This window comes from Posidoniimonas corsicana (genome assembly GCF_007859765.1).
GTDB classification, from domain to species: domain Bacteria; phylum Planctomycetota; class Planctomycetia; order Pirellulales; family Lacipirellulaceae; genus Posidoniimonas; species Posidoniimonas corsicana.
Map to the genome: position 1 here is coordinate 1,689,586 of NZ_SIHJ01000001.1, position 19,643 is coordinate 1,709,228.

General features: G+C 67.2%; 12 protein-coding genes. 3 read left to right on the top strand and 9 right to left on the bottom strand.

The window, feature by feature from the left end:
• Nucleotides 1-25 precede the first annotated feature (25 nt).
• Entirely contained in the window at nucleotides 26-3,037 is a 3,012-nt protein-coding gene (locus KOR34_RS06565; RefSeq protein ID WP_146563307.1) for a tetratricopeptide repeat protein, read from the bottom strand.
• A 360-nt stretch (nucleotides 3,038-3,397) separates the two neighbouring features.
• On the opposite strand from KOR34_RS06565, the gene KOR34_RS06570 reads away from it, so the two are divergent.
• The 3 genes from KOR34_RS06570 (at nucleotide 3,398) to KOR34_RS06580 (ending at nucleotide 7,489) form a co-directional block, all read left to right on the top strand.
• Nucleotides 3,398-5,188, top strand: coding sequence for a PQQ-dependent sugar dehydrogenase (locus KOR34_RS06570; protein ID WP_197531196.1), 1,791 nt, complete (start codon nucleotides 3,398-3,400; stop codon nucleotides 5,186-5,188).
• Nucleotides 5,189-5,268: 80 nt separating this feature from the next.
• Nucleotides 5,269-5,823: a cbb3-type cytochrome c oxidase subunit I gene (locus tag KOR34_RS06575; protein ID WP_146563311.1), complete on the top strand. Its 555-nt coding sequence runs from the start codon at nucleotides 5,269-5,271 to the stop codon at nucleotides 5,821-5,823.
• A 187-nt stretch (nucleotides 5,824-6,010) separates the two neighbouring features.
• A complete protein-coding gene (locus KOR34_RS06580; protein WP_197531197.1) occupies nucleotides 6,011-7,489 on the top strand; it encodes a pectinesterase family protein in 1,479 nt (492 codons plus the stop codon).
• Between the two features lie 8 nt (nucleotides 7,490-7,497).
• Here the strand turns inward: KOR34_RS06580 and KOR34_RS06585 are convergent, their stop codons facing one another.
• The 8 genes from KOR34_RS06585 to thiL all read right to left on the bottom strand — a co-directional run bounded on the left by KOR34_RS06585 (nucleotide 7,498) and on the right by thiL (nucleotide 19,605).
• Nucleotides 7,498-10,968 (bottom strand): hypothetical protein, encoded by a 3,471-nt coding sequence (locus tag KOR34_RS06585; protein WP_146563315.1) that lies wholly within the window; start codon nucleotides 10,966-10,968, stop codon nucleotides 7,498-7,500.
• Nucleotides 10,969-11,166: 198 nt separating this feature from the next.
• The gene (locus KOR34_RS06590; protein WP_146563317.1) at nucleotides 11,167-13,188 is read right to left on the bottom strand and encodes an endo-1,4-beta-xylanase; all 2,022 of its coding nucleotides are present in this window, start codon (nucleotides 13,186-13,188) and stop codon (nucleotides 11,167-11,169) included.
• Between the two features lie 71 nt (nucleotides 13,189-13,259).
• Nucleotides 13,260-13,697, bottom strand: a complete 438-nt coding sequence (locus KOR34_RS06595) for a hypothetical protein (protein WP_146563319.1) — start codon at nucleotides 13,695-13,697, stop codon at nucleotides 13,260-13,262.
• Nucleotides 13,694-14,794, bottom strand: a complete 1,101-nt coding sequence (locus tag KOR34_RS06600; RefSeq protein WP_146563321.1) for a DUF1559 domain-containing protein — start codon at nucleotides 14,792-14,794, stop codon at nucleotides 13,694-13,696. The genes KOR34_RS06595 and KOR34_RS06600 overlap by 4 nt, the downstream gene beginning before the upstream one ends.
• 103 nt (nucleotides 14,795-14,897) lie before the next feature.
• Nucleotides 14,898-16,679, bottom strand: coding sequence for a hypothetical protein (locus tag KOR34_RS06605; RefSeq protein ID WP_146563323.1), 1,782 nt, complete (start codon nucleotides 16,677-16,679; stop codon nucleotides 14,898-14,900).
• A 203-nt stretch (nucleotides 16,680-16,882) separates the two neighbouring features.
• Complete coding sequence (locus tag KOR34_RS06610; protein WP_146563325.1) at nucleotides 16,883-17,590, bottom strand: PEP-CTERM sorting domain-containing protein; 708 nt, start codon at nucleotides 17,588-17,590, stop codon at nucleotides 16,883-16,885.
• A 569-nt stretch (nucleotides 17,591-18,159) separates the two neighbouring features.
• Nucleotides 18,160-18,639 (bottom strand): tRNA (adenosine(37)-N6)-threonylcarbamoyltransferase complex ATPase subunit type 1 TsaE, encoded by a 480-nt coding sequence (tsaE, locus tag KOR34_RS06615; protein ID WP_146563327.1) that lies wholly within the window; start codon nucleotides 18,637-18,639, stop codon nucleotides 18,160-18,162.
• A 45-nt stretch (nucleotides 18,640-18,684) separates the two neighbouring features.
• Entirely contained in the window at nucleotides 18,685-19,605 is a 921-nt protein-coding gene (gene thiL, locus KOR34_RS06620) for a thiamine-phosphate kinase (protein ID WP_146563329.1), read from the bottom strand.
• Nucleotides 19,606-19,643: the final 38 nt, after the last annotated feature.

Genomic DNA, 19,643 nt, shown 5'->3' on the forward strand with positions numbered 1-19,643 from the left:
GCGGCCGGCCCGCCGCGGCGTTGGCTTATTCTGCTTGTCTGGCTTCTGCATCAGCGGATTCGGCGGCGGCCCCACTGCGGCCGCCGCCGTCCGTCTGCGGCTCATCGGAGATTGACTGCCCTGCCTCCTCGTTGGAGTTGTCTTCGGCAGGGGCGTCGGGACGCCAGAACTGGTTGCGGTAGTAGCGTCCCTCGATTTGGGTTGGGTCGACGCCGGCGCCGCGGAGGAACTTCCAGGCCAGTATTCGCTCCCAATTGGGCTTTGAGTACCGCGCGGCAGGCTTCCAGTGCTCGATCGCCTCGGCGTCTCGGTCGCGGTTGTGGAGGAACCAGCCCACGATCAGGCCGTACGTGCCGGTGAGGTTGACGTTCGACTTCTCCTGGTACTTCTTGACCGCCGCAGCGACACGGTCGTGATCGACGTCGCCGCTGTCCGCCGCTTCCTTCAGGATGGGGGCCAGGTCAAGGAAGTAGGGGGAGGCGTTGGTCAGGCTGGCGGGGTCGAGGTCGATCATCTTCTGCAACACGGCGTCGCGCTGCTCGGCTTCGCCTAGCTGGTCGTGCAGCATCGCCAGCGCGATGGAGTCGAAGGGGCTGAACTTTTCTGCCAGCCGGGCGGCCAGCGTGTCGCGGGCCTCGGCGTGGCGGTCGGTGACCAACTGGTGCAGCGTATTGGCAAACGCGTGGTCGCGGTCATCGGGCGGTCGGTGGCGCGCCAGCCGGCGTTGCTTGAGGGCCCACGCGCCCTCCAGGTCGCCGCGGCCGTTCTCGGCGCACCAGTCGTACCAGTCGTCGTGGCCGTAGTTCATGCCGTACCGCTGGGTGTTGTAGATGGCCTGCTCCTCGGCTTCCCCGTGCCGGCCCAGGACGGTCAGGCAGTCGCAGTGGACGGCGATCGTGTCGCTGGCGCCAGAGCTTGCGCCCCGCTCCGCCCACGGCAGGGCCTCCTCGTGCTTGCCCTGGTGCATCAGCGTGGCGGCAATGGCGGTGGCGGCCCGCGCGTGGCGGAGGCCGTAGTCTTCGTGCTGGAAGATCCGGTTCATGGTGGCGAGCCACATGTCCTCGTCGCCCTCCTGGAAGTACGCGTGCGCCAGGCTGCGGAGCGCCACCGGGTCCGGCGCCTGGGCGGTGTACTTCTCGTAGAACTCGATCGCCCGCCCGCGGTCGCCGTGGGCCAGCCAGCCTTTGGCGATCGCCAGGTTGAGCGAGGGGTAGTCGGGGTACTGCTGATGGAGCTTGTCGAGCTTGTTCTTAAACAGGTCCCAGCGGCAGCGGACGTTGGTTGAGATCAGCACGGGCGAGTCGCGGCTGACGTCGGAGAGCTGCTCGCTGAAGTAGATCAGCATCTTCGGCTTGCTGCTGTACCGCTTAGTCATGGTGCGGTGGAGGTCGGGCTCCACCTGGATGCGGCAGGCGCGGAGCATCCGCTTCAGCCGGCCGACGTTCATGTTCTCCAGCCGCACGTTGTTCGGCAGGCGGTACACGATCGAGTACAGGGCGCCCAGGCCGGCCCCGTCGACCATGACGAAGTCGCTCAGGCCATCGGCGTAGTCGGCGGCGGGCGAGCCCGGCGGCTCGGCCAGGGTGCGGATCAGCGGCGCCAGTGGGTAGCCCGCGATCACCGGCTCGAGCGCCGCCATCTCGTACGAGGCGTCCATCCCCAGCGAGTGCTTGACGAACTGCCCCCGCCGCGCCGCGTGCAGGGCCGCCCAGGCCTCGACCCCCCGGCCCAGCACGGCGAGCGACGGCTCGCCCGGGTCGTCGCGGCCGGCGCGGATCAACTCGTTGGCGATGCTCGGCACGGGCAGGTCCACGGCCGCCTCGTCGGTGTCGCGCACCATCTGGGCGACCGCCTCGGGCAGGTCCGGCAGCTCGGGCATCCAGCGGGCGATCTGCTGGCTGTGCACCGCGGGCATGATGGCGGTCACCTGGTGATTGAAGCCGACGCCCGACTCCTCGTACAGGACATCCATCATCCACAGGCCGTCCGGGTGGACGGACAGCTGCTCGCGGCAAGCCTGCAGCGTGAGGCCCTCGCAGTCATGCTGCTGCACCGCTCGGCACCACAGCGCGCCGGCCAGCGAGCTGAGAGGCGACTCGACATCCCGGAAACGATCCCGCAACGCCGCGGTGTTGTACTTGCGGTACTCCTCGAGCATCGGCGCCCAGGGTGGCGGGTCGTCGTCGGCACGTTCAGCACGTTCGATCTCGCGGGCCGTCTCGTGCCCCGATTGGACGATGCCTATCATCACCAGCGCGTACGCACGCCGCCACTTGCCGTGCGTGCTGTCCGGCCAGCGGGCCGCCAGCCGCTGGGAGTAGAGCAACGACCGCGCGCGGCAGGCGTTGGTCCGCAGGTCGAGCAGCGGCGTGTAGAGCTGCGACAGGTTGGCGTACCCTTGCGCCAGGGCCGCCAGCCGCTCGGGCGACTCGCCCGACTCACGGATCGCCCCGTGCACCAGCCGCAGCCCCCGCCACTGCGACAGGTGGTTCATCTGCAGCAGCGCCTCGGCGGCGCCATCGGGCAGCGGCGCGGAGTCGACCACCTGGTTCGGGCGGCGCTGGTACCCCGCCTCGGCGAGCATCTCCGCAACGGGTCCGCGGCTCAGCTCTTCCAGCTCGACCGCCAGCGTGAGGTAGGTGCGCACCTTCTCGTACTCTACCGGCAGCGTTTCGCGCAGCACCTCCGCGCCGCCTTGCTGCACCGACAGCTCGGCCGCGTCGCCTATCCACAGGTCGATCCACGCCCCAAACGTCCGCGGCGAGTCCGACTTAGCTTCCTCGAAGAACGAGCCGTCGCGCGTCGCGAGGCCGAACTCCTCCCGGGCCGACAGCAGCACCGTCTGCCGGGCGAGCTCGTTGTACAGCGAGTCCCGAAACAGTGACTTGCCGGCTCGACTCTCCGCGGGGCGGTCGATGGGCGTCCGCCGCACGGCTACGACACGGTCGTCCGGCAGATCGGCGCACGCGGGCCCCGCGGGGACGACGAGAACACTGCAAACAGCGAGAGAGACGAGCACCCAGCATCGGTGCGACATAGGAGTCTTCCGCAGAGGAGGGATGGGCATAAGGACACTGGAGTATATCCCCGGCTGCGGCTGCACGCGACTTCTCGCAACAGACCCGGCGGTGCTTTAATCGAGACTCATCTGCCGGGCGATCGGACGTAGCCGGAGTTGCGTTGCTTGCAACCAGGCCTCGTTTTCGGACAGCCGCCTGCGGTTCGCTCGTTCGGGGGTGGGTGGAGTGGGATACTCGGAGCGTTCGGTCGGTGCGGCGAGCGCCGGCGGGCGGTCCTTGTCCTACGTCTTCTCATCTCTGGCGAACGGAGTGCGACTATGCAGAGCGAGTGTGAACCGTGTCGGATGCCGCGGTGTGGGTGGGGGGCAGTGCTAGCCATGCTGCTTCTGTCCGCGACGCCCGCCGCCGCACAGGACCTGCTGAACGACACGATCTCGTTCGCCGACTTCCAGCTCAACCTCCGCCCCTACGTGACGCTGCCGTCGAGCAACGACAGCATCGTCAACATGACCACCCGCTCGGGCGACTCCAGCCTGTTTGTAACGACCGAGGAAGGGGACATCTTTACCGTGCCGACCGGCGCCGGGGGCACGGCGTCGGCGACTAAGTGGTTCGACGTGGCGGCGGCGGTGCAATCCGCCACCGGCCGCAGCGTGTTCGGCAACTCCAGCCAGCGGGGACTGCAGTCGGTGGCGTTCCACCCCGACTTCGACAACGAGGGCGCCGCCGGCTACGGCAAGCTCTACACCACCTACCTCGAGTCGCGCCCCGGCAACACCTCCGCCCACCACTACCTGGGCGACAGCACCTACGGCAACACCGGCGCCGACGGCGTGCTGGCCGAGTGGACTTACGACCACGACTCCGGGGGCGTGTCGTCGCAGTCACACCGCGAGCTGTTCCGCGTGCAGATGCCGGTGTTCGATCACCCCATCAAGCAGGCGGCCTTCAACCCGTACGCCCAGCCGGGCGATGACGACTACGGCCTCCTCTACCTGACCCACGGCGACTCAAACACCAAGCACTCCCCCAACGACGACCCGCAGCACCTGGGCAACGCGCTGGGCAAGATGATCCGCATCAACCCACTGCAGGACGGCGGCTCGCCCTACAGCATCCCGGGTTCCAACCCCTTCGCCGACAGCTCCGACCCCGACGTGCTGCAGGAGGTCTACGCCTACGGCTTCCGCAATCCGCACACGTTCTCGTTCGACCGCGACGCATCGGGCGCCGTGCACGTGCTCGTGGGCGATATCGGCCGCAACAACATGGAAGAGGTCAACCTGGTGCTGCCCGGCCACAACTACGGCTGGACCGAGCGCGAGGGGACCTTCGTCCACGACCAGGCGCCCGACAACAGCGGCGGCGAAGGCTATTTTACGGGGGTCTCGCCGCTGCCGGCCAACGAGGCCACTCTAGGCTACAGCTACCCGGTCGCCCAGTACGACCACGACGCGCCCGTTGGCGACCGATCGTCGGGCAACTCGATCGCCAGCGGCTTCGTCATCCAGAACGCGGCCGAGCCGCGGCTCAACAACCTGTTCCTGTTCACGGACTTCTCGTCGAAGACCAACGGCTCTGCCGCACGCGACGGGGAGCTTTTCTTCTCTGATTTCGACGAGATGCTCTCAGCGGTCACCGACCTGTCGCCAGACGACCCGTCGCGCGACGAGCCGGGCGAGCTGACGCAGGCCACGGTCGGCAAGCTGCGGCTCGCCCTCGACCACGACAACAACCCCGGCACGCCGGCCCAGGTGTACGACGGGTTCATCGACCTGTTGAACTCCTCGCGGTCGGACGTGCGGATCGGCCGCGGCCCGCAGGGCGAGGTGTACTTCTCGTCCAAGCGGAACGGCGTGATCTACCTGGCGACCGACACGCTGCCCCTGGCCGGCGACTTCAACCGTGACGGGCAGGTGGACGCGGCCGACTACACCGTTTGGCGGGACACGCTGGGCGACGCCGGCTACCTGCTGGCGGCGGACGCCGACCTCAATGGCGTCGTCGACCAGGCAGACTACGCGGTGTGGCGAGAAAACTATGGCGCCCCGTCAAACGCCTCGGCCGGTCCGTCCGCCGCGCCTGAGCCCGCCGCCGCGCTGTTGGCGCTGGCCGCAGTTGCGGCGTCTTGCCCGATGACGCGATGGGGACGGCGCCCGCGGTGCTGAACCCATGGCGACGCCAATCCTCCGCCGATTTGTCGGGCACGCCCAAAGTTTCGGGCGGGCGGATCGAATAGATTGGTGTGATGCGCGTCGTGGAGAACACCACCGAACGACTGGTCCTGAGGGGCGTGCCCGGGAGCGTGGTGTGGATGGTCTTCGCGACGCTGCTCGGCGTAGGGATCATGGCGGCCACGGGGTGGTTCGGCTGGGCGACAACGCGGGAGATCGGCGGCTACCTGCAGCTCGTCCCGCTTGGCCTGGGCTTCCTGATGGGCGCCGCGTTCTTCCTGATCGGTGTGGTGACGCTGGCGGTCGGCCGGGTGCGGCTGGTGCTCGACCGCGTGACCGGCGAGGGCCGCTACGACGCCTACTCGCCGGTGATCGAGGTCGGCAAGCCCTGCACGTTCCGCCTGGACCACATCGACAGCGTCACGATCGAGCGGCACGAGGAGGCCCGTCCCCGCAACGACGACCACGGCGGCTTCCCCGCCAAGGTCTGCCGCGCCCGGCTGCGTGTCCGCAAGCCGCGCCGCGCGATCGTGCTCGACGAGACCGAGAACGGCCAGGAGCAACGCGTGCAGTCCACCGCCGAAGCGGTGGCCGCCTGGCTGGGGACGGAGGTCGCCAGTCACGGCTGATGCAGAGGCCGATCGCGCTCTCTGCGTGTCTCCTCCGAGACTAGGGAGCGGCGGCATCATGCCTCAGACTCTGACAGTGTTGGTTTCCCTCTCACGCCTGATGCGCCAACCGGTAGGCAGCCTTCCCGACGGCGGTCCGGCGGCGCCAGGCGGTGCGGGCCGGTGTATCTGCTGCCTCGCGTTGGCTGTGCTCGCTGTAGCCGCCTGCAGCCACACTCAGGCCGCGGATGAAGCCGGCGGCTATGCCGTCTACCCAAGCCGCGGCGCAACCAACGTCAACCCGGACACCCACCTGCGGATCAAGTTCGGCAGCCCGCCGGCTGCGGGGACGAGCGGCATGATCCGCGTGTACGATGCCCAGACCAATGAGCTCGTCGACAGCCTCGACATGAGCATCTCCGCGGGGCCAAACCCGTCGCTCACCATCGCGAAGAAGGAGCGGGCCGAGCGCGCCGCCGCGGGGCTGCCCGAGCCGCCGTACCAGGAGATGGTCATTGGCGGATTTGAGGGGTTCCACTTCTACCCGGTGATCGTTCGCGGCAAGGTGGCGACGATCGACCTGCACAGCCACGTGCTGGACTACGGCCGCCGGTACCGAGTGGAGATCGACCCCGGCGTGATCGAGCACGATGGCTTCACCGGAATCGGTTCCGGCGCGGGCTGGTCCTTCAGCACCAAGGCCGACGCGCCGAGTCCAGACGCTACGCGTCTGACGGTTGACGCAGGCGGCGGGGACTTCAGCACGCTGCAGGGCGCCATCGAATTTGTGCCCGACAATCCCGCCGAGCCGGTGACGATCGATGTCAAACGCGGCGTGTACGAGGAGATCGTCTTCTTCCGCAACAAGTCCAAGCTGACCATCCGGGGCGAGGACCGCGACGCCACGGTCGTCGGGTACGGCAACAACAGCGCGTTCAACCCCGGCCGCAACGGCCTCTCCTACCGGCCGGCGTTCTCTGCGCTGGACTCGAGCGAGATCCGCTTGGCCAACTTCACGATCAACAACTACAGCCTGGGACAGGCCGAGGCGTTGAAGGTGACCGGCGATCGTAACTCGGTCGAGCGGATGACGCTCAACGGCTCGGGCGACGCGCTGACGCTGCGGGGAACCATCTACCTGGTCGACTCAAAGCTCACCGGGCACGGCGACTCGATCCTCAGCTACGGCTCGGCGTTCTTCGAGCGGTGCGAGCTGCGGTCGATCGGGCCGCTGCAGTGGATCCGCAATCCCGAGGGCGCCCACGGGCACGTCTTCAAGGATTGCGTGATCGTTGGGAGCGATGAGCCGCTCCCCTGGTCGGTAACCGACGCCAACCCCGCCGGCTACAAGACGCCCGCGGTGCTGGCCCGGCTGCCCAACAACCACGGCCAGAACTACCCGTTCGCCGAGTTCGTGCTGATCGACTGCCGGATGAGCGGGATCGTCCCCGAGGGCGTGGTCTCGGTCGAGCCCGAGGAGACCTTCAGCTGGGAGAATGTCCGGTTCTGGGAGCACAACACGATGGACCTGAACGGCGATCCGCTGGACCTGTCTAAGCGGCACCCGATCATGCGCGAGCTGAAGACGCCCGAAGATGTGGCGCTCATCGATCGCTACTCTGACCCGGCTCAGGTGCTCAACGGCTGGACGCCGGAGCCGCGGTCGATCGATCTAGAACCGCGCTGAATCACCCGTCAGCCCTGGCGATCGACCGTCCGCCACCAGTTGTCTATCAGCGCCCTGAGCGGCGGGGCCGACGCTCCCGGCGCCTCGTCGTTGGGCTCGGCGTCGGCGAGCTCCGCTGCGGCCGCGTCCTGACTGGGTGGGGTAGTCGGGCGCAGGGCCAACAGCAGCGGGTCGCTGGTCGGCGACCAAGCGGCCAACGCTTGGTCCAACGCTGCATTTGCAGCCGCGGCGGTCGGCGCTGCTGAAAGCGATGAGGCGAGTGGGGCGGCTTGCGGCGCGAGCTCCGTTGGCGTGTCGCGTCCCTCGGCGGGGGGCGGCGCCAGGTTGTCCCGCCACACCGTGTAGTCGGCGGCGTCGATTCGGCCGTCGCCGTTTCCGTCGGCCCGCAGGTCGGTGGTGGAGCCGTAGGTCGACCTCCACACGCCGTGGTTCGTAGCGGTGGCGGCGCCGTCGGCGTTGTAGTCGCCGGGCGCCGCGGTCCACGCGTCCCGCCACACGGTGTAGTCGGCCGCGTCGACGCGGCCGTCGCGGTTGCCGTCCGCCCGCAGGTCGGTGGTCGAACCGTAGGTCGACCGCCACAGGGCGTGGTCGGACGCGGTCACGAATCCGTCGGCGTCGTAGTCGCCGGGGGTGGGGATCGCGTCAAGCGGCAGGGCCCACACCTCGCGGCCGTGGACGCCGTCGTCGGCGTGGTAGAACAGCCGCCCGCCGGCCACGCTGTAGGTGCGCGGCTGAGAGCTTTGCGGTCCGGGCCAAACGTCGTGCAGCAGGACGGTACCGGCGGCGGTCCCGTCGGTCCGCCACGCCTCGCGGCCGTGCTCCGGGTCGTAGCCCGTGAAGTAGACGTAGTCGCCGTGTCGGTACACGTCCGTCGACGACGGCACGCCGTCGTCCTCGCCGGCGGCGATGTCGGTCAGCAGCCGCGGCATCGACTGGCCGCTCTCGAGCACCCACCACTCGCGGCCATGAACGCCGTCGTCGGCGATGAACAGCACGCGGTCGCCCAGCACGTGCGCGGCCGTCGGGAACGAATCCGCTTCGCCCGGGCGGATGTCCATGACCAGCTCACCGCTCTCCGGCGTGCCCTGGTTTCGCCACAGCTCGTAGCCGTGTTCGGCGGTCTCGATGCGGAAGTAGTAGTAGCCGTCCTGCTCGAACAGTGGGAGGAACGTGGACGAGTTTTCGTGCGCCGGGGTGAACTCGGTCAGCGGTCGCGTGCCGTCGACCGTGCCGTCGGTGTACCACATATCGTAGTCGCCGACGTTGTTGTCGCGGCGGCTGAAGATCACGCCCTCGCCGAACGGTCGCATCCAAGCGATGGTGCGCGCGTCGGCGAGCTTGGTCCAGGCGCCGGTCGCGAGGTCCTGCACGTACAGGTCCTCGCGGTAGATGTTGCCGAAGTGGTAGAAGACGCGGCCGTCCTGCTCGACGGGGGGGAAGCTGAAGTCGCCGTTGGTCCCGTTCACCTGGTAGGACCGCCGGACCAGCTGGAAACCGCCGCCGTCGTTGCGGAACAGTCCGGCGTCGTCGCCGATCGCCCCCTCGAGGTACAGCGCGCCGTTCTCCACCCGGATGCGGGTCGCCCGCACGCCTTCGACCTGTTCGGCGGTTCCGTCGGGGGCTACCCTCCACAACTGGTGGACTAGCCCGATGATTCCCGGCCGGCCGGCGATGAAGTACAGCGAGCCGTCGAACTCGGTCAGGTCTTGCGGCCTCTGGGTCCCCGTGGGGGCCACCCGCCGCGTGCCGGCGGGCGAGCCGTCCGAGGCCCACAGCTCGGCGCCGCTGGCGCCCACGCCGACCGCGAAGTAGTGCTCGCCATTGAACTCCAAGGAGTTACGCCCGCCGTAGTACAGGGTGGAGCCGTCGGTGCGCGCGTCGAGGTCAACGACCACCGCCGTCCCCGCGTCCGTGCCGTCGGTGGCCCACACCGCGTGCCCGGCCTGCCCGTCCCAGCCGTTGTAGTAGGCCCGGCCCCCGGCCACGATGAACGGAGTGTCTTCGTGGATCTGTCCGAGCTGAGCCAGCGTGTTGTCGGCGAGGTTGACGGCCCACAGGTCGCCCAGACCGGTGGAGGGGGAGCTAAAGCTGGTGAAACTGAGCACCCGGTAGTCGCCGACGCGGATCCCGGCAGTCGAGATCAGGCTCGAGTCGACCGCCCCGATGTCGCTCACCCCTGCCGGCGTGAGCCTCCAGACCGCGTGCTCGCGGGTTTGCACAAAGGTCAGCGTCAGGCCGGCGGCGCCCTCATCGTACACGGCCGGCCACGTGGTCTCGCGGAACAACGCCGGTGTGTCGACCGCCGTTGTGCCAGCGGCAGTGCCGTCGCTCAGCAGCACCTGCCAGTCGAGATAGTGGTTGGAGTTCACTCCTCGGTTGGCGGCCACGATGTAAACCTGACCGCCCGCTTCGTAAAGTCGCATCCACTCGCGTGACAGCCCAGGCGTCAGGTTGACGAGTGCCGCGGCCTGCGGGTCGTACTTCATCGCCGTGCGTCCGCCGGCGCTGTTGGTCGCTGTGAAGAAAACGGCGCCGTCGTGGATGAGGAAGTCCTGCGGGTTGGAAGACAGCGGGTTGCCGGTCGTTGAGCTCCCCAGAAGCGCGTCCGCCGCTAGCGACGTAGCGCCGGTGGCGGCGTGGGTGCGGTGCAGCTCACGGCCGTAGAGAGTTGAAGTGGCCGCGTAGTACACGTAGTCCCCCACCACCGACATGCCGGTGGGCGCCGGGACGTTGGCGTCGCCGGGGTAGAACTCGTGGGCCAGCGTGGTGTTCTGCTCGGTCCCGTCTGACCGCCACAGCTCCGGCCCGTGCTCGCCGTCGTTGGCGGTGAAGTAGACCCAGCCGCCGGTGGCGATCAGGCTCGTGGGCCTCGAGGACGATCCGCCCGCCCAGATGTCCTTAACGAGCCCGGCGTCACCGGCGGCGTCGACCTTCCACAGCTCGTGGCCGTGGTCGTCGTCGTAGGCTGAGAAGAGCAGCTCGCCGCCGAGCTCGGCGGAGTAGATAAACGACAGGTGCCGATCGGCGGCGACCGACAGCTTGGTCCCAGTCGCCGTGCCGTCGGTTAGCCAGAGGTTATCGCCGCGCGACACGAGCATCCGATCGCCCCACGGGCGGAACGATGTCTGTGCGCTGGGGGCGGCGATGACTAGCGTCGCCTCATCGACGCCAGGGTCGAACGACCAGATCCCGTCGCCGTTGCTGAATAGCAGGTAGCCGCCAACCCGCCACAGCCCCTCCGGCGAGACGAACCGATCGTCGACTACCGCCTGGGGCTCGCCGAGGGGCGGGACCCGCCACAGGTCGCCATCCTGTTGGAAGTAGACGTCCCCGCCGATCGACGCGAACGCGTCCGGCCCGTCGCCGAGCGGCGTCGTGTTGAGGTCGATCAGCTGCGCCGCGGTGAGCAGCTGCCGCGTTTCGAGCGGCTCGAAGCTCAGCCGTGATCGGCGCCGGGGGGAGGGGGGGCGGCTGGGCAAGGGGACGGGCTCATCGGGAGGTACGTCGGCTGCCTCCCATTGTAAGTGCCCGCTGCGGCTGCCGCCACGCGGGCGTTCAGTAGCCGTACAACCGCCGTTTCAGGCGAAAGCATGCTGGGTAGAGTGGACTCTCGGCGATCAACGAAGTGGGCTGGCCGACTGACGGCAGCCGCACGAGCTGTTTTCCCTGCCGCGTGCCTATCGCGCCCGACAGCCCGCGCCGCACAGCAACGCTATCGCAGCAAGGGCTGCGGCCGTGGCCTCCGGCGCCGGGTCGGCGGCCGTTGCTTGCATGGCGCCGTAGTTGCCTCGCCAGGTGAGGTAGTCGGGCTGGGAGTAGAGGCTCCCCAGCCCGTCGCGCCAGACGGTGTAGTCGGCGGCGTCGACCACGCCGTCTCGGTTGAAGTCGCCTGGCAGGACAGCGTACGCCGTCTGCAGGGTGAGGTCTAAGTCGTCCAGGAGTTCAATGCCGGAGAAGGTGTACTCCTCGCCGTCGATCGTGACGACGATCTCGTAGTCCCCGTCGAATGCCCTGAGGGCGAATTCTCCGACGTCGTCGGCGAGGCCTTCCTCGTCGGTCATCCACTCGTCCAGGACGAGGTCGCGCCACACCTCGACGGCGGGCGTCTCGGACCAGTCTTGGTTGAACATGGCTGAATCGGGCCGCCAGTGCCGCCCCTCCCAGAAGCCCCACATGATGAACCCCTCCACCGCCTCGTGCGCGAACGTGGCGGTCAGGAAGTCGCGCAGGTACTCCGCCTTGAGGGTCTCGTTGTCGTCGTTCAGGTCGAACTCGGTGATGGTGATCGGCAGTCCGGTCGCGTCGTGGAACATGTCCAGCACGTCCCACACGGTCTGCGGGTCGCTACCGCCGACGCCGTCAAAGTCCGTCAAAGAGAAGTCGTGGAAGTGGGCCTGCATCCCGATGCCGTCGATCTGGGCGCCGCGGTCGACGAGTCCCTGGATGGATTTGAGGTAGCGTTGCCGCTTCGATCTCTCGTCGTCGGAGATGATGTTGAACTCGTTGATGAAGAGCTTTGAGTCCGGGTCGGCTTCGTGGGCAGCGGCGAACCACGTGTCCATGATCGGCTCGCCGTAGATGTTGAGCACGTCGTTATTGGTGCCGATTTCGTTAACGACGTCCCAGTCGACGACCCTGCCGTCCGTGGCGGTCGCCACCTCCTCGATGTGGTCCAGCACCTCCTGCTGCAACTGATCGCGCGCGGACTGGTCGCCCGACTGCGCGGGGGCGATCAGCGGGTCGAGGTACGACGGCAGGTTCTGCGACCCCGGCCAGATTAGCACGTGGCCGCGTGACTCGAGCCCGTTCTGCTGCAGCCAGTCGATCGCCTGCACGCTCTCGGCGAGCGACCACCCCGGCCCCCAGTCGCCCGCCAGTGGCTGCCACTTGAGTCCGTTCTCGAGGGTGGCGGTGTTGAAAAGCTCGAGCACCGTGTCGCGGTAGATCTTGTCGTTAGCGGACCCACCCAGCAGCTGGTCCACAGCAACGGCTGTTCCAAACTGGAAGGCCTGCCGTGTCTGGCGGACGCGAACCGTGGCGCCCGGCGTCGGCTGACCGGCCGCATCGGTCACGCGGAGCGTCAGGTCCGACTTGCGGTGCTGATCAATGCGCTGCGCGGCCTCCGCCCGCCAGGGCGAGTTGGGGTCGCGTCCGCCGTAGTTGACCGGCGGGTCGGGCGCCTCGATCTCGGCGTTCCACAGGTTGACGTTGAACGGCCCGTCGCTGCCCGGCTGGCCGGAGAAGCCCCAGCCGCGGACGCTGGAAAAATCGAAGTCGCCGTACGAGCCGGAACTGGGCGACTCGATGGAGAGCGGCAAGTCGTAGAAGCCGAACTGGCCGGGGGCCGAGGGCACGGTTGTGTCGACCTCGTATTGCAGCGACCCGCCGTGCGAGTCGAACAGGTCGATTGTGAAGTAGTCCGTGCCGTGACCCTCGAGTGGGTTGTAGCGGACGTTGAGTGATCCGGCCGACGCGGCGGTCAGGTCAAGTGGCGTGGAAAAGTCCGACGACGCAACTCCGAACCCGTCCGAGTCAAAGTACCTCGCGGCGAACGGCCCCAACTCCTCCGCGAGGCCGTCGATGAGGACGTCCATCCCCCGGTTGTTGAAGTCGTTCAGAAGGTAGGTCTGCTGCCCATCCGCCCGCCAGGCGAAAACAGCGACGAACACCGCGGCCAGCACCAGGTTGCATCGCGGCATGTGCCCCTCCGGTTCGAACAGTCGGTGCGTACGAGTGCGCCGCAAATGGGCCGCCTTGAGCAGCGACGCTGCTAGCCCTTGTCGCTCGACAGCGCGACGTCGATGGTCTGTCGGCCGGGCGTGACATCGAAGCTCAGGCCGGACGTGTCGGTGCGGAGGTACGGCTCGGGCACGAGCGGGATCGGCTCCTGCATCGAACGCTCGCCCGGCGCGACCTTCTCCTCCGGCTCGAAAACCTGGACCGATACATCGTACTTCCCGGAGTCGACGCCCCGCTCATGCTTGGTCTTCAGGAAGTACGCACCATCGGCAGCGATCGCGCCGACCGCGGGGTTGGCCATCGCGCCCGATGGCGCAAACGTGATCACGCCGGGCCCGATCGGCGCACCGTCAAGCGTCACCACGCCAGAGACGTCGGCGTCGTACGGGCTGCGCGAGCACCCGGCGGGCAGCGCGAGGAGCAGGCAGCCGGCCAGGGTGGCGAGCAGCGGGCGATTGGCACGCGTCATTGCAGTTCGATCTCTCCGCCTTCTCTGGTCGACATCGCCCGGTAGTTGAGGTGGTCGATGTTGTTGGTGATGAACGAGACGGAGCCGTCGACCATCGCAAAGTTGACCCCGCCCGGGTGGAAGCTGCGGAAGCCCCTGATGCGTGGCCAGCAGTCGCGGCCGCCGGTCCCGTTAGTGCCGGTGCAGAAACCAGACTCCTGGTAGTTCCAGTTGAGCTCGATGCCGGTGATCGCCCAGTCGCCGTCGCTGGACCAAGCGGCGCTGTTGTTGTCCAGCGGCGAGGCCTCGCCCACCAGAAACGTCTTGCTTGTTCCGTCGGTGACCTGCCGCATCTTGACGCCGCCCTTGTAGTAGGTGGTGCGCCAGAACATGCCGACGCAGTCGGTGCCGTTGTAGCAGCGGAAGCTCGGGTCGTAGGTCCAGAACCCGATCGGGTTCTCTGGCGATGGCTGCTCGAAGTCCCCGTCGCCGGCGTTGCCCTTGTAGGAGGTCGTGGCGACCAGGGCTGGCGCACCGACCACGTTGGCGCTGCTGCTGAACGGGAACTGGTCGGTCCGCGGGCCGATGAACTCGTCACTCGGGCAGTTCAGCACCGCGGGCTGCTGCGCCAGGGCGTTTCGCAGCGCCGGGTCGTTGGCGTTGAGCCCGGTGCGGAGCACAGGCCAGCGGCCCTCCAGGAATGGGGCAAACACGTCCATCAGCGGCTGCTCTTCCAGGTAGGGGAGCACGCGCACAATCCACCCCCCGCCGTCCGGGCCGCCGGGCGCCCCGCCTGGCCCGGCTGGGAACTTGCGGTACGCCTCGGCGATGCCGATCCACCGCCCGGCGGTGCGGTCCGCTAGGTTGATCTCTCGCAGCGGCGTGGTCCCGGCGTAGTAGTCCTCGTCGACCGGGAAGTGGCCCATCTGGTCGTGGTGGTTGATGGCCGCGAGGGCGACGTTCTTGAGGTTCGCGACGCAGTTCGCGCGGCGCGCCGCCTCACGGGCGGACTGCACCGCGGGCAGCAGGAGCGAGATCAGGATTCCAATGATCGCGATCACCACCAGCAGTTCAACGAGCGTGAAGCCGGTTGGCGAGGGGGTACGGGTCCTTTTCATGTCCATCCTCCAGTCGACATTTCGCGGCGGTGCGAGCAGCGCCGACGCCACGCGGCACGGCGTTCTCCACGCCGCCAACGGATGAGTGGTTTTGGATCGCGGGTCAACAGCACGGGCGAGCACGGCGGCGTCGGGCGGCGAGCGGGCCGGCCGCTGCTGCTAGCAACCACACACACGCGGGCTCGGGCGCCGCCGATGCGACGCCGCCTTGCGATGCGCCGTAGTTGTCGCGCCAGACCTCGTAGTCGGACGCGGTGAACTCCGAACCGAGCCCGTCACGCCACACCGTGTAGTCGGCGGCGTCAACGGTTCCGTCGCCGTTGAAGTCGCCCGGCAACGCGGGCGAGGGGAGACGGATCTCGATATACTCAATCTCAACGCCGACGAGCCCGGCGTCTGGGTTGGTGACGATCCCCATGTAATACAGGTTGAAGTCATCCAGCAGCCCGTCGCCGGGGTTCACGAACTCGAACGCCTGCTGAGAGGTGAAGTCGGCGAGCGGGATCTGGAGCGTGGTGAACGCGTCCTCGCTCAGGTCGGCGGTCTGGACCTCGTAGCGGTACTCCTCGCCGCCAACCCCAGCCGAGTCGTCACCGTCCATATCGTTCAGCACCACGCCGAACGACGCGGCCCGATCGCCGGCCTCCTGCGCGTTGGGGTTGAGGGGAACGAGTTTCGCCCGGATCTCAACGGTCGCCTCGTTGCCGTCGAACACCTGGTACCCCGGCTCCTGCCAGATGCCGAAGCCGCCGGTCTCGTCGTCGTCGTCGGTCTGGATGATCAGGTTGGTGAAGCCGTTCTGGTCGAACCTCTGCAGCTGGTCCAGCTCGCGGATGACCCGGAACTCGGAGTCCGCATTGTCGATGGCGCCGGACCCATCGGGGTTGGTTTGAGTGGAGAAGGGCGTGCCGAACCGCCGGCTGATGCCGCTCATCGCGTCCAGCCGCCCGACGAGCGTCGGGTCCGGGTTGATCGGGACAACGGTGATCCGCTTCACCTCGATGTGCAGGCGTCCGACAATCGACTCGTCGTCGGTGAACGCGCTCTGGATATGAACCTGGCCGATGCCGTTGGGCGCTAGGTCCTCAAAGGTCCCGAAGTCGATCGCGCCCTCCCCCTGGATCGTGTTGAGCCCCTGGAAAGTCTGGTCGCCGCTGTTGAACAGGAAGGTCGGCCCAGTAAAGGTCCAGTCCGGGCCAACGCCACCGGCGCCGTCGCTAAGGGGCGTTGAGATCGTTACAAAACCATCGGAGTCCTTCTGGTTGGCGTCGTAGAACTCCTGGATGGTCATGCCGTTGCCCTGGTCGTCCGTGTAGCCGAAGCCCCACTGGTGCTGCTCGCCGGACCGCTTGCCCTCGCCGAAGCCTGGCAGCCCGTCGCGGTCCTCCACGACGAAGCCGTCGTGTGTGTCGAATTGGATATTGAAGACCGGCGCCTCGTTGGTCGGCAGCGGACGGTACACGACCTGGATCTCGTAGTTGTCCGGGTTGAAGTTGTGCCCGAAGCCGGCGCGGTCAAGGATGGGGAAGTCGTCCGCCTTGATGTCGAACACGTGGCCTGTGAGCTGGTCGAAGGGCGATTCGCTGTTCAGCGCCGAGTTGTACCCGGCGCCGCTGCCGTTCATCAGATCGCCGCCGCTAGCCGCGTCGGAGTCGTACACGAACGCGCCGTACGGGCCCACCGAGCTGACCTGGGTGGTGTCGGCGCCGTTGTACGAGAAGTCTCCGAATCCACCCCAGCCCGGTTGCCCGGTGGTGTTGTTGACGATCAGACCGTTGAAGGTCGCCGGCACGACGCTGTCTGCCTGAGCCGTTCGAACGAACAGGGCGAGGCCTGCGACGCCGCACAGCAGAATCGCCGGGCGTACTGAGCGCGTGAAGTTCATCCAAGAAGCCTCCGCAAGGTGATGCATGGTTGGTCTGATTCGTGCCCCGAACCGACAGTCGCTTGCCCTACGGCTTGCCGGGATCCAGGTGCCCCGGTCACGCCGATCTCTCGACGCCCGACTCCACGAGTGTGCTAGAACGCAGCCAGAAGAGCTTGGCTCGCTCAATCTTCCGTTTGATTTCGTGCGCCCGCAGGCGCCGTCTACCGTCGACGACCGACGCCCATGGCGGCTACCGCCAGTCCAAACAACGCCAGGCTGGCAGGTTCCGGAATGGTGTAGATCCGCACCCAGTCGACTTCAACGTTGAGCCTGTCCGACGATCCAAACACGCTCTGGATCTGAATCTGATTCAATCCCGGGTTGTTCTCGCCGTCGCCGACACCCTGCGAGTTCTGCATGAACCCAAAGTTTGTCGCGTCCACCGAAATAAGATGGAACTCGCCGTCGTCGGGGATGCTGTTGAGGTCGAAATTGAACTGGTACTCCTCGGCGGTTTGCCCCAGAACGTCCACGTCGCGGTAGACGGTGTTGATGGTGCCGGCGGCGTTGTTGCCCAGCTTCCTGACTCGCATCTCCCACCAGGAGACCGCTGGGTCGAAATCGATCGGCTGCAGGATTACCACGCCCGGCGCGATCTCTACCTGGGGGCCGTAGTCAACGCCGATGCCGCCGAACAACCCGTTGGACCCGTCGTCATCGGTCTGAACATCGAAGATTAGGCTGTCGGGGCCGTCGGTAATCGCGCCCGCAACGCTCAGGTCGCCGAACGTAAACGACCCGAATCCGTTTTGTGGGTTCGTCGGGATGGTCTGCTCCGAGAACTCAGCAATCAACACCTGGGCCGAGGCAGGCGACGCGGTGGCCGCCACACCTATGGTGGCCAGCACCGCAGCAATTAGTCGTTTCATGAGGTCACTCCACCAGAAAAGGGTGTCGAATCAAACACACAAACGAGGCGCCATCTACCTATCGTTCCTGGGGTCGTTCATTCGCATTGACTTGAGGCTCGTCGGCTTGGGCCGCAGGGCTGCTCAAGTACTTTAGCAACAGCACTCAATCGTCAAGTCCAGACATCTCCTAGTGCGCGGCTCAGCGTCAAGGATCGCGATCAACCCTCTGCCGACCTAGACAAGGCCTTTGCCCAACCGGGCGGCTGCTTGTGACGAGTTTCAAAACGCAAGAAAAGGGAAGCGGGCGTTGGACCGTCGTGACCAAGCCGCCTGCTCAGCCGGAATATAGAAGGGCCTTGAGCCAAGGGTCAAGGAAACTAGCGGCGTTTTGCGCAATCGCGGAACCACGAGGCGCATTCGCAACATTGTTAGTTGAGAAAGCGAAAACACCCTATACCACTGCGTGATTTCATCTGCCTGGTGTTTAGTTTTTGCACTCTCTGCCGCTGAGAAAACAGTGAAGTGGAACAGACAACGACTAAATGCCGTTGCTCCGCACTTCTTTCCGGTTGCGCCGTTGGAAGTCCCTAAGCGCCGGGTTGGCCGAGAGAGGCCTTCAATGCGGCCGCGTCTTCGGGGGGCAGGCCTGTGATCGTGACGTGCCGTGACTCGCCGTCGGTCGGCTCGATAGTGATCCGCACCGTGTTGCTCGGCAGGCAGTTGGCGACCAGGTCGCCCCATTCGACAAACGTCAGGCCGACCCCCTCGAAGTACTCGTCGGGGCCGAGGTTGAGGAACTCGTCGTCGTCCTTCAGGCGGTACGCGTCGAAGTGGTAGACCGGCCGCGTGCCGGACGTGTACTCGTTGAGCAGCACGAAGGTCGGGCTGGTCACGTCCTCGCGGGGCGTGCCGAGCGCGGCGGCAACGGCCTGCACCAGTCGGGTCTTGCCGGCGCCGAGCGTGCCGATCAGCGAAATGGTCGTGCCCGCCGGCAGCGTAGCCGCGAGTGCCTGGCCCAGGCGGTCGGTGTCGGTGAGGGAGTGGATTTCGATCTCGAGCGGATTCACGGGGGTGTCAACAAGTGGTTGGAGGTTGGTAGTTAGTGGATCCGGCTAGCCATGCCAGAAGCCCGTCGGTTCGAGAGTGGTTGTGTGTCCATCCGCTTCTCGGATCTCCATGCCTGGTCGGGCAGTGACCTCGCCCACGATCGAAAGGCCGCACTCCACGGGACTCTCGCGGAGCATGGCTTCGGCGGTTTCTCGGGGCGCGGTCAGCAGCAGCTCGAAGTCTTCGCCATCGGACAGCGCGTGGTGCAGTGGGTCGGTCCCGTCCGCGGCGGCGAGTTGCTGGGCCGCCGGCGAGACGGGTATGGCGGCTGCGTCGAGCAGGGCGCCGCGGCCGCTGGCCGCGCACAGCCGGCTGAGGTCCAGCGATAGGCCGTCGGTGATGTCCATGCCGGCGTGCAGATCGTACCGCTGGTGGAGCAGCAACGCCTCCGCTACGCGGGGCGTGAAGTCGAGGTGGCGTCCGGTGATGCTGCCGCCCAGCTCGCCGGTCACGAGGATGGCGTCGCCCGCCCGGGCGTTGCTGCGGAGCAGGGCGCCTCGGTCGGTCGGTTGGCCAAAGGCGGTGACGCTGACCGTGAGTGGCCCGTCCCAGACGTTGGTGTCGCCGCCAGCGATGATGGTTTCGAACTGCTCGGCCAGCGGCAGCATGCCGCGGTACAGGCCCTTCGCCAAGGCGAGTGGGTCCGCGTGGCCGCGGGGGAGCATTACCGAAACGACGACCGCCACCGGCTTGGCGGCCATGGCGGCCAGGTCGCTGAGGTTGGCTGCGAGGCACTTGTGGCCGATCCAGCGTGGCTCGGCCTCGTTGAGCAGGAAGTGCGAGCCGTCGCCGAGCGAGTCGGTCGTCACGACTAAGTCAGCCGTCTGGCGGAGCGACAGCACAGCGGCGTCGTCGCCCAGCCCGACCCGCAGCAGCGGGTGCGGAGGGAGCGTCTTCTGCAGCCAGTCAACGAGGTCGCGTTCCATGCCGCGAGTTTCGCCCGCGGCGGGCCGATGTGCAAGCG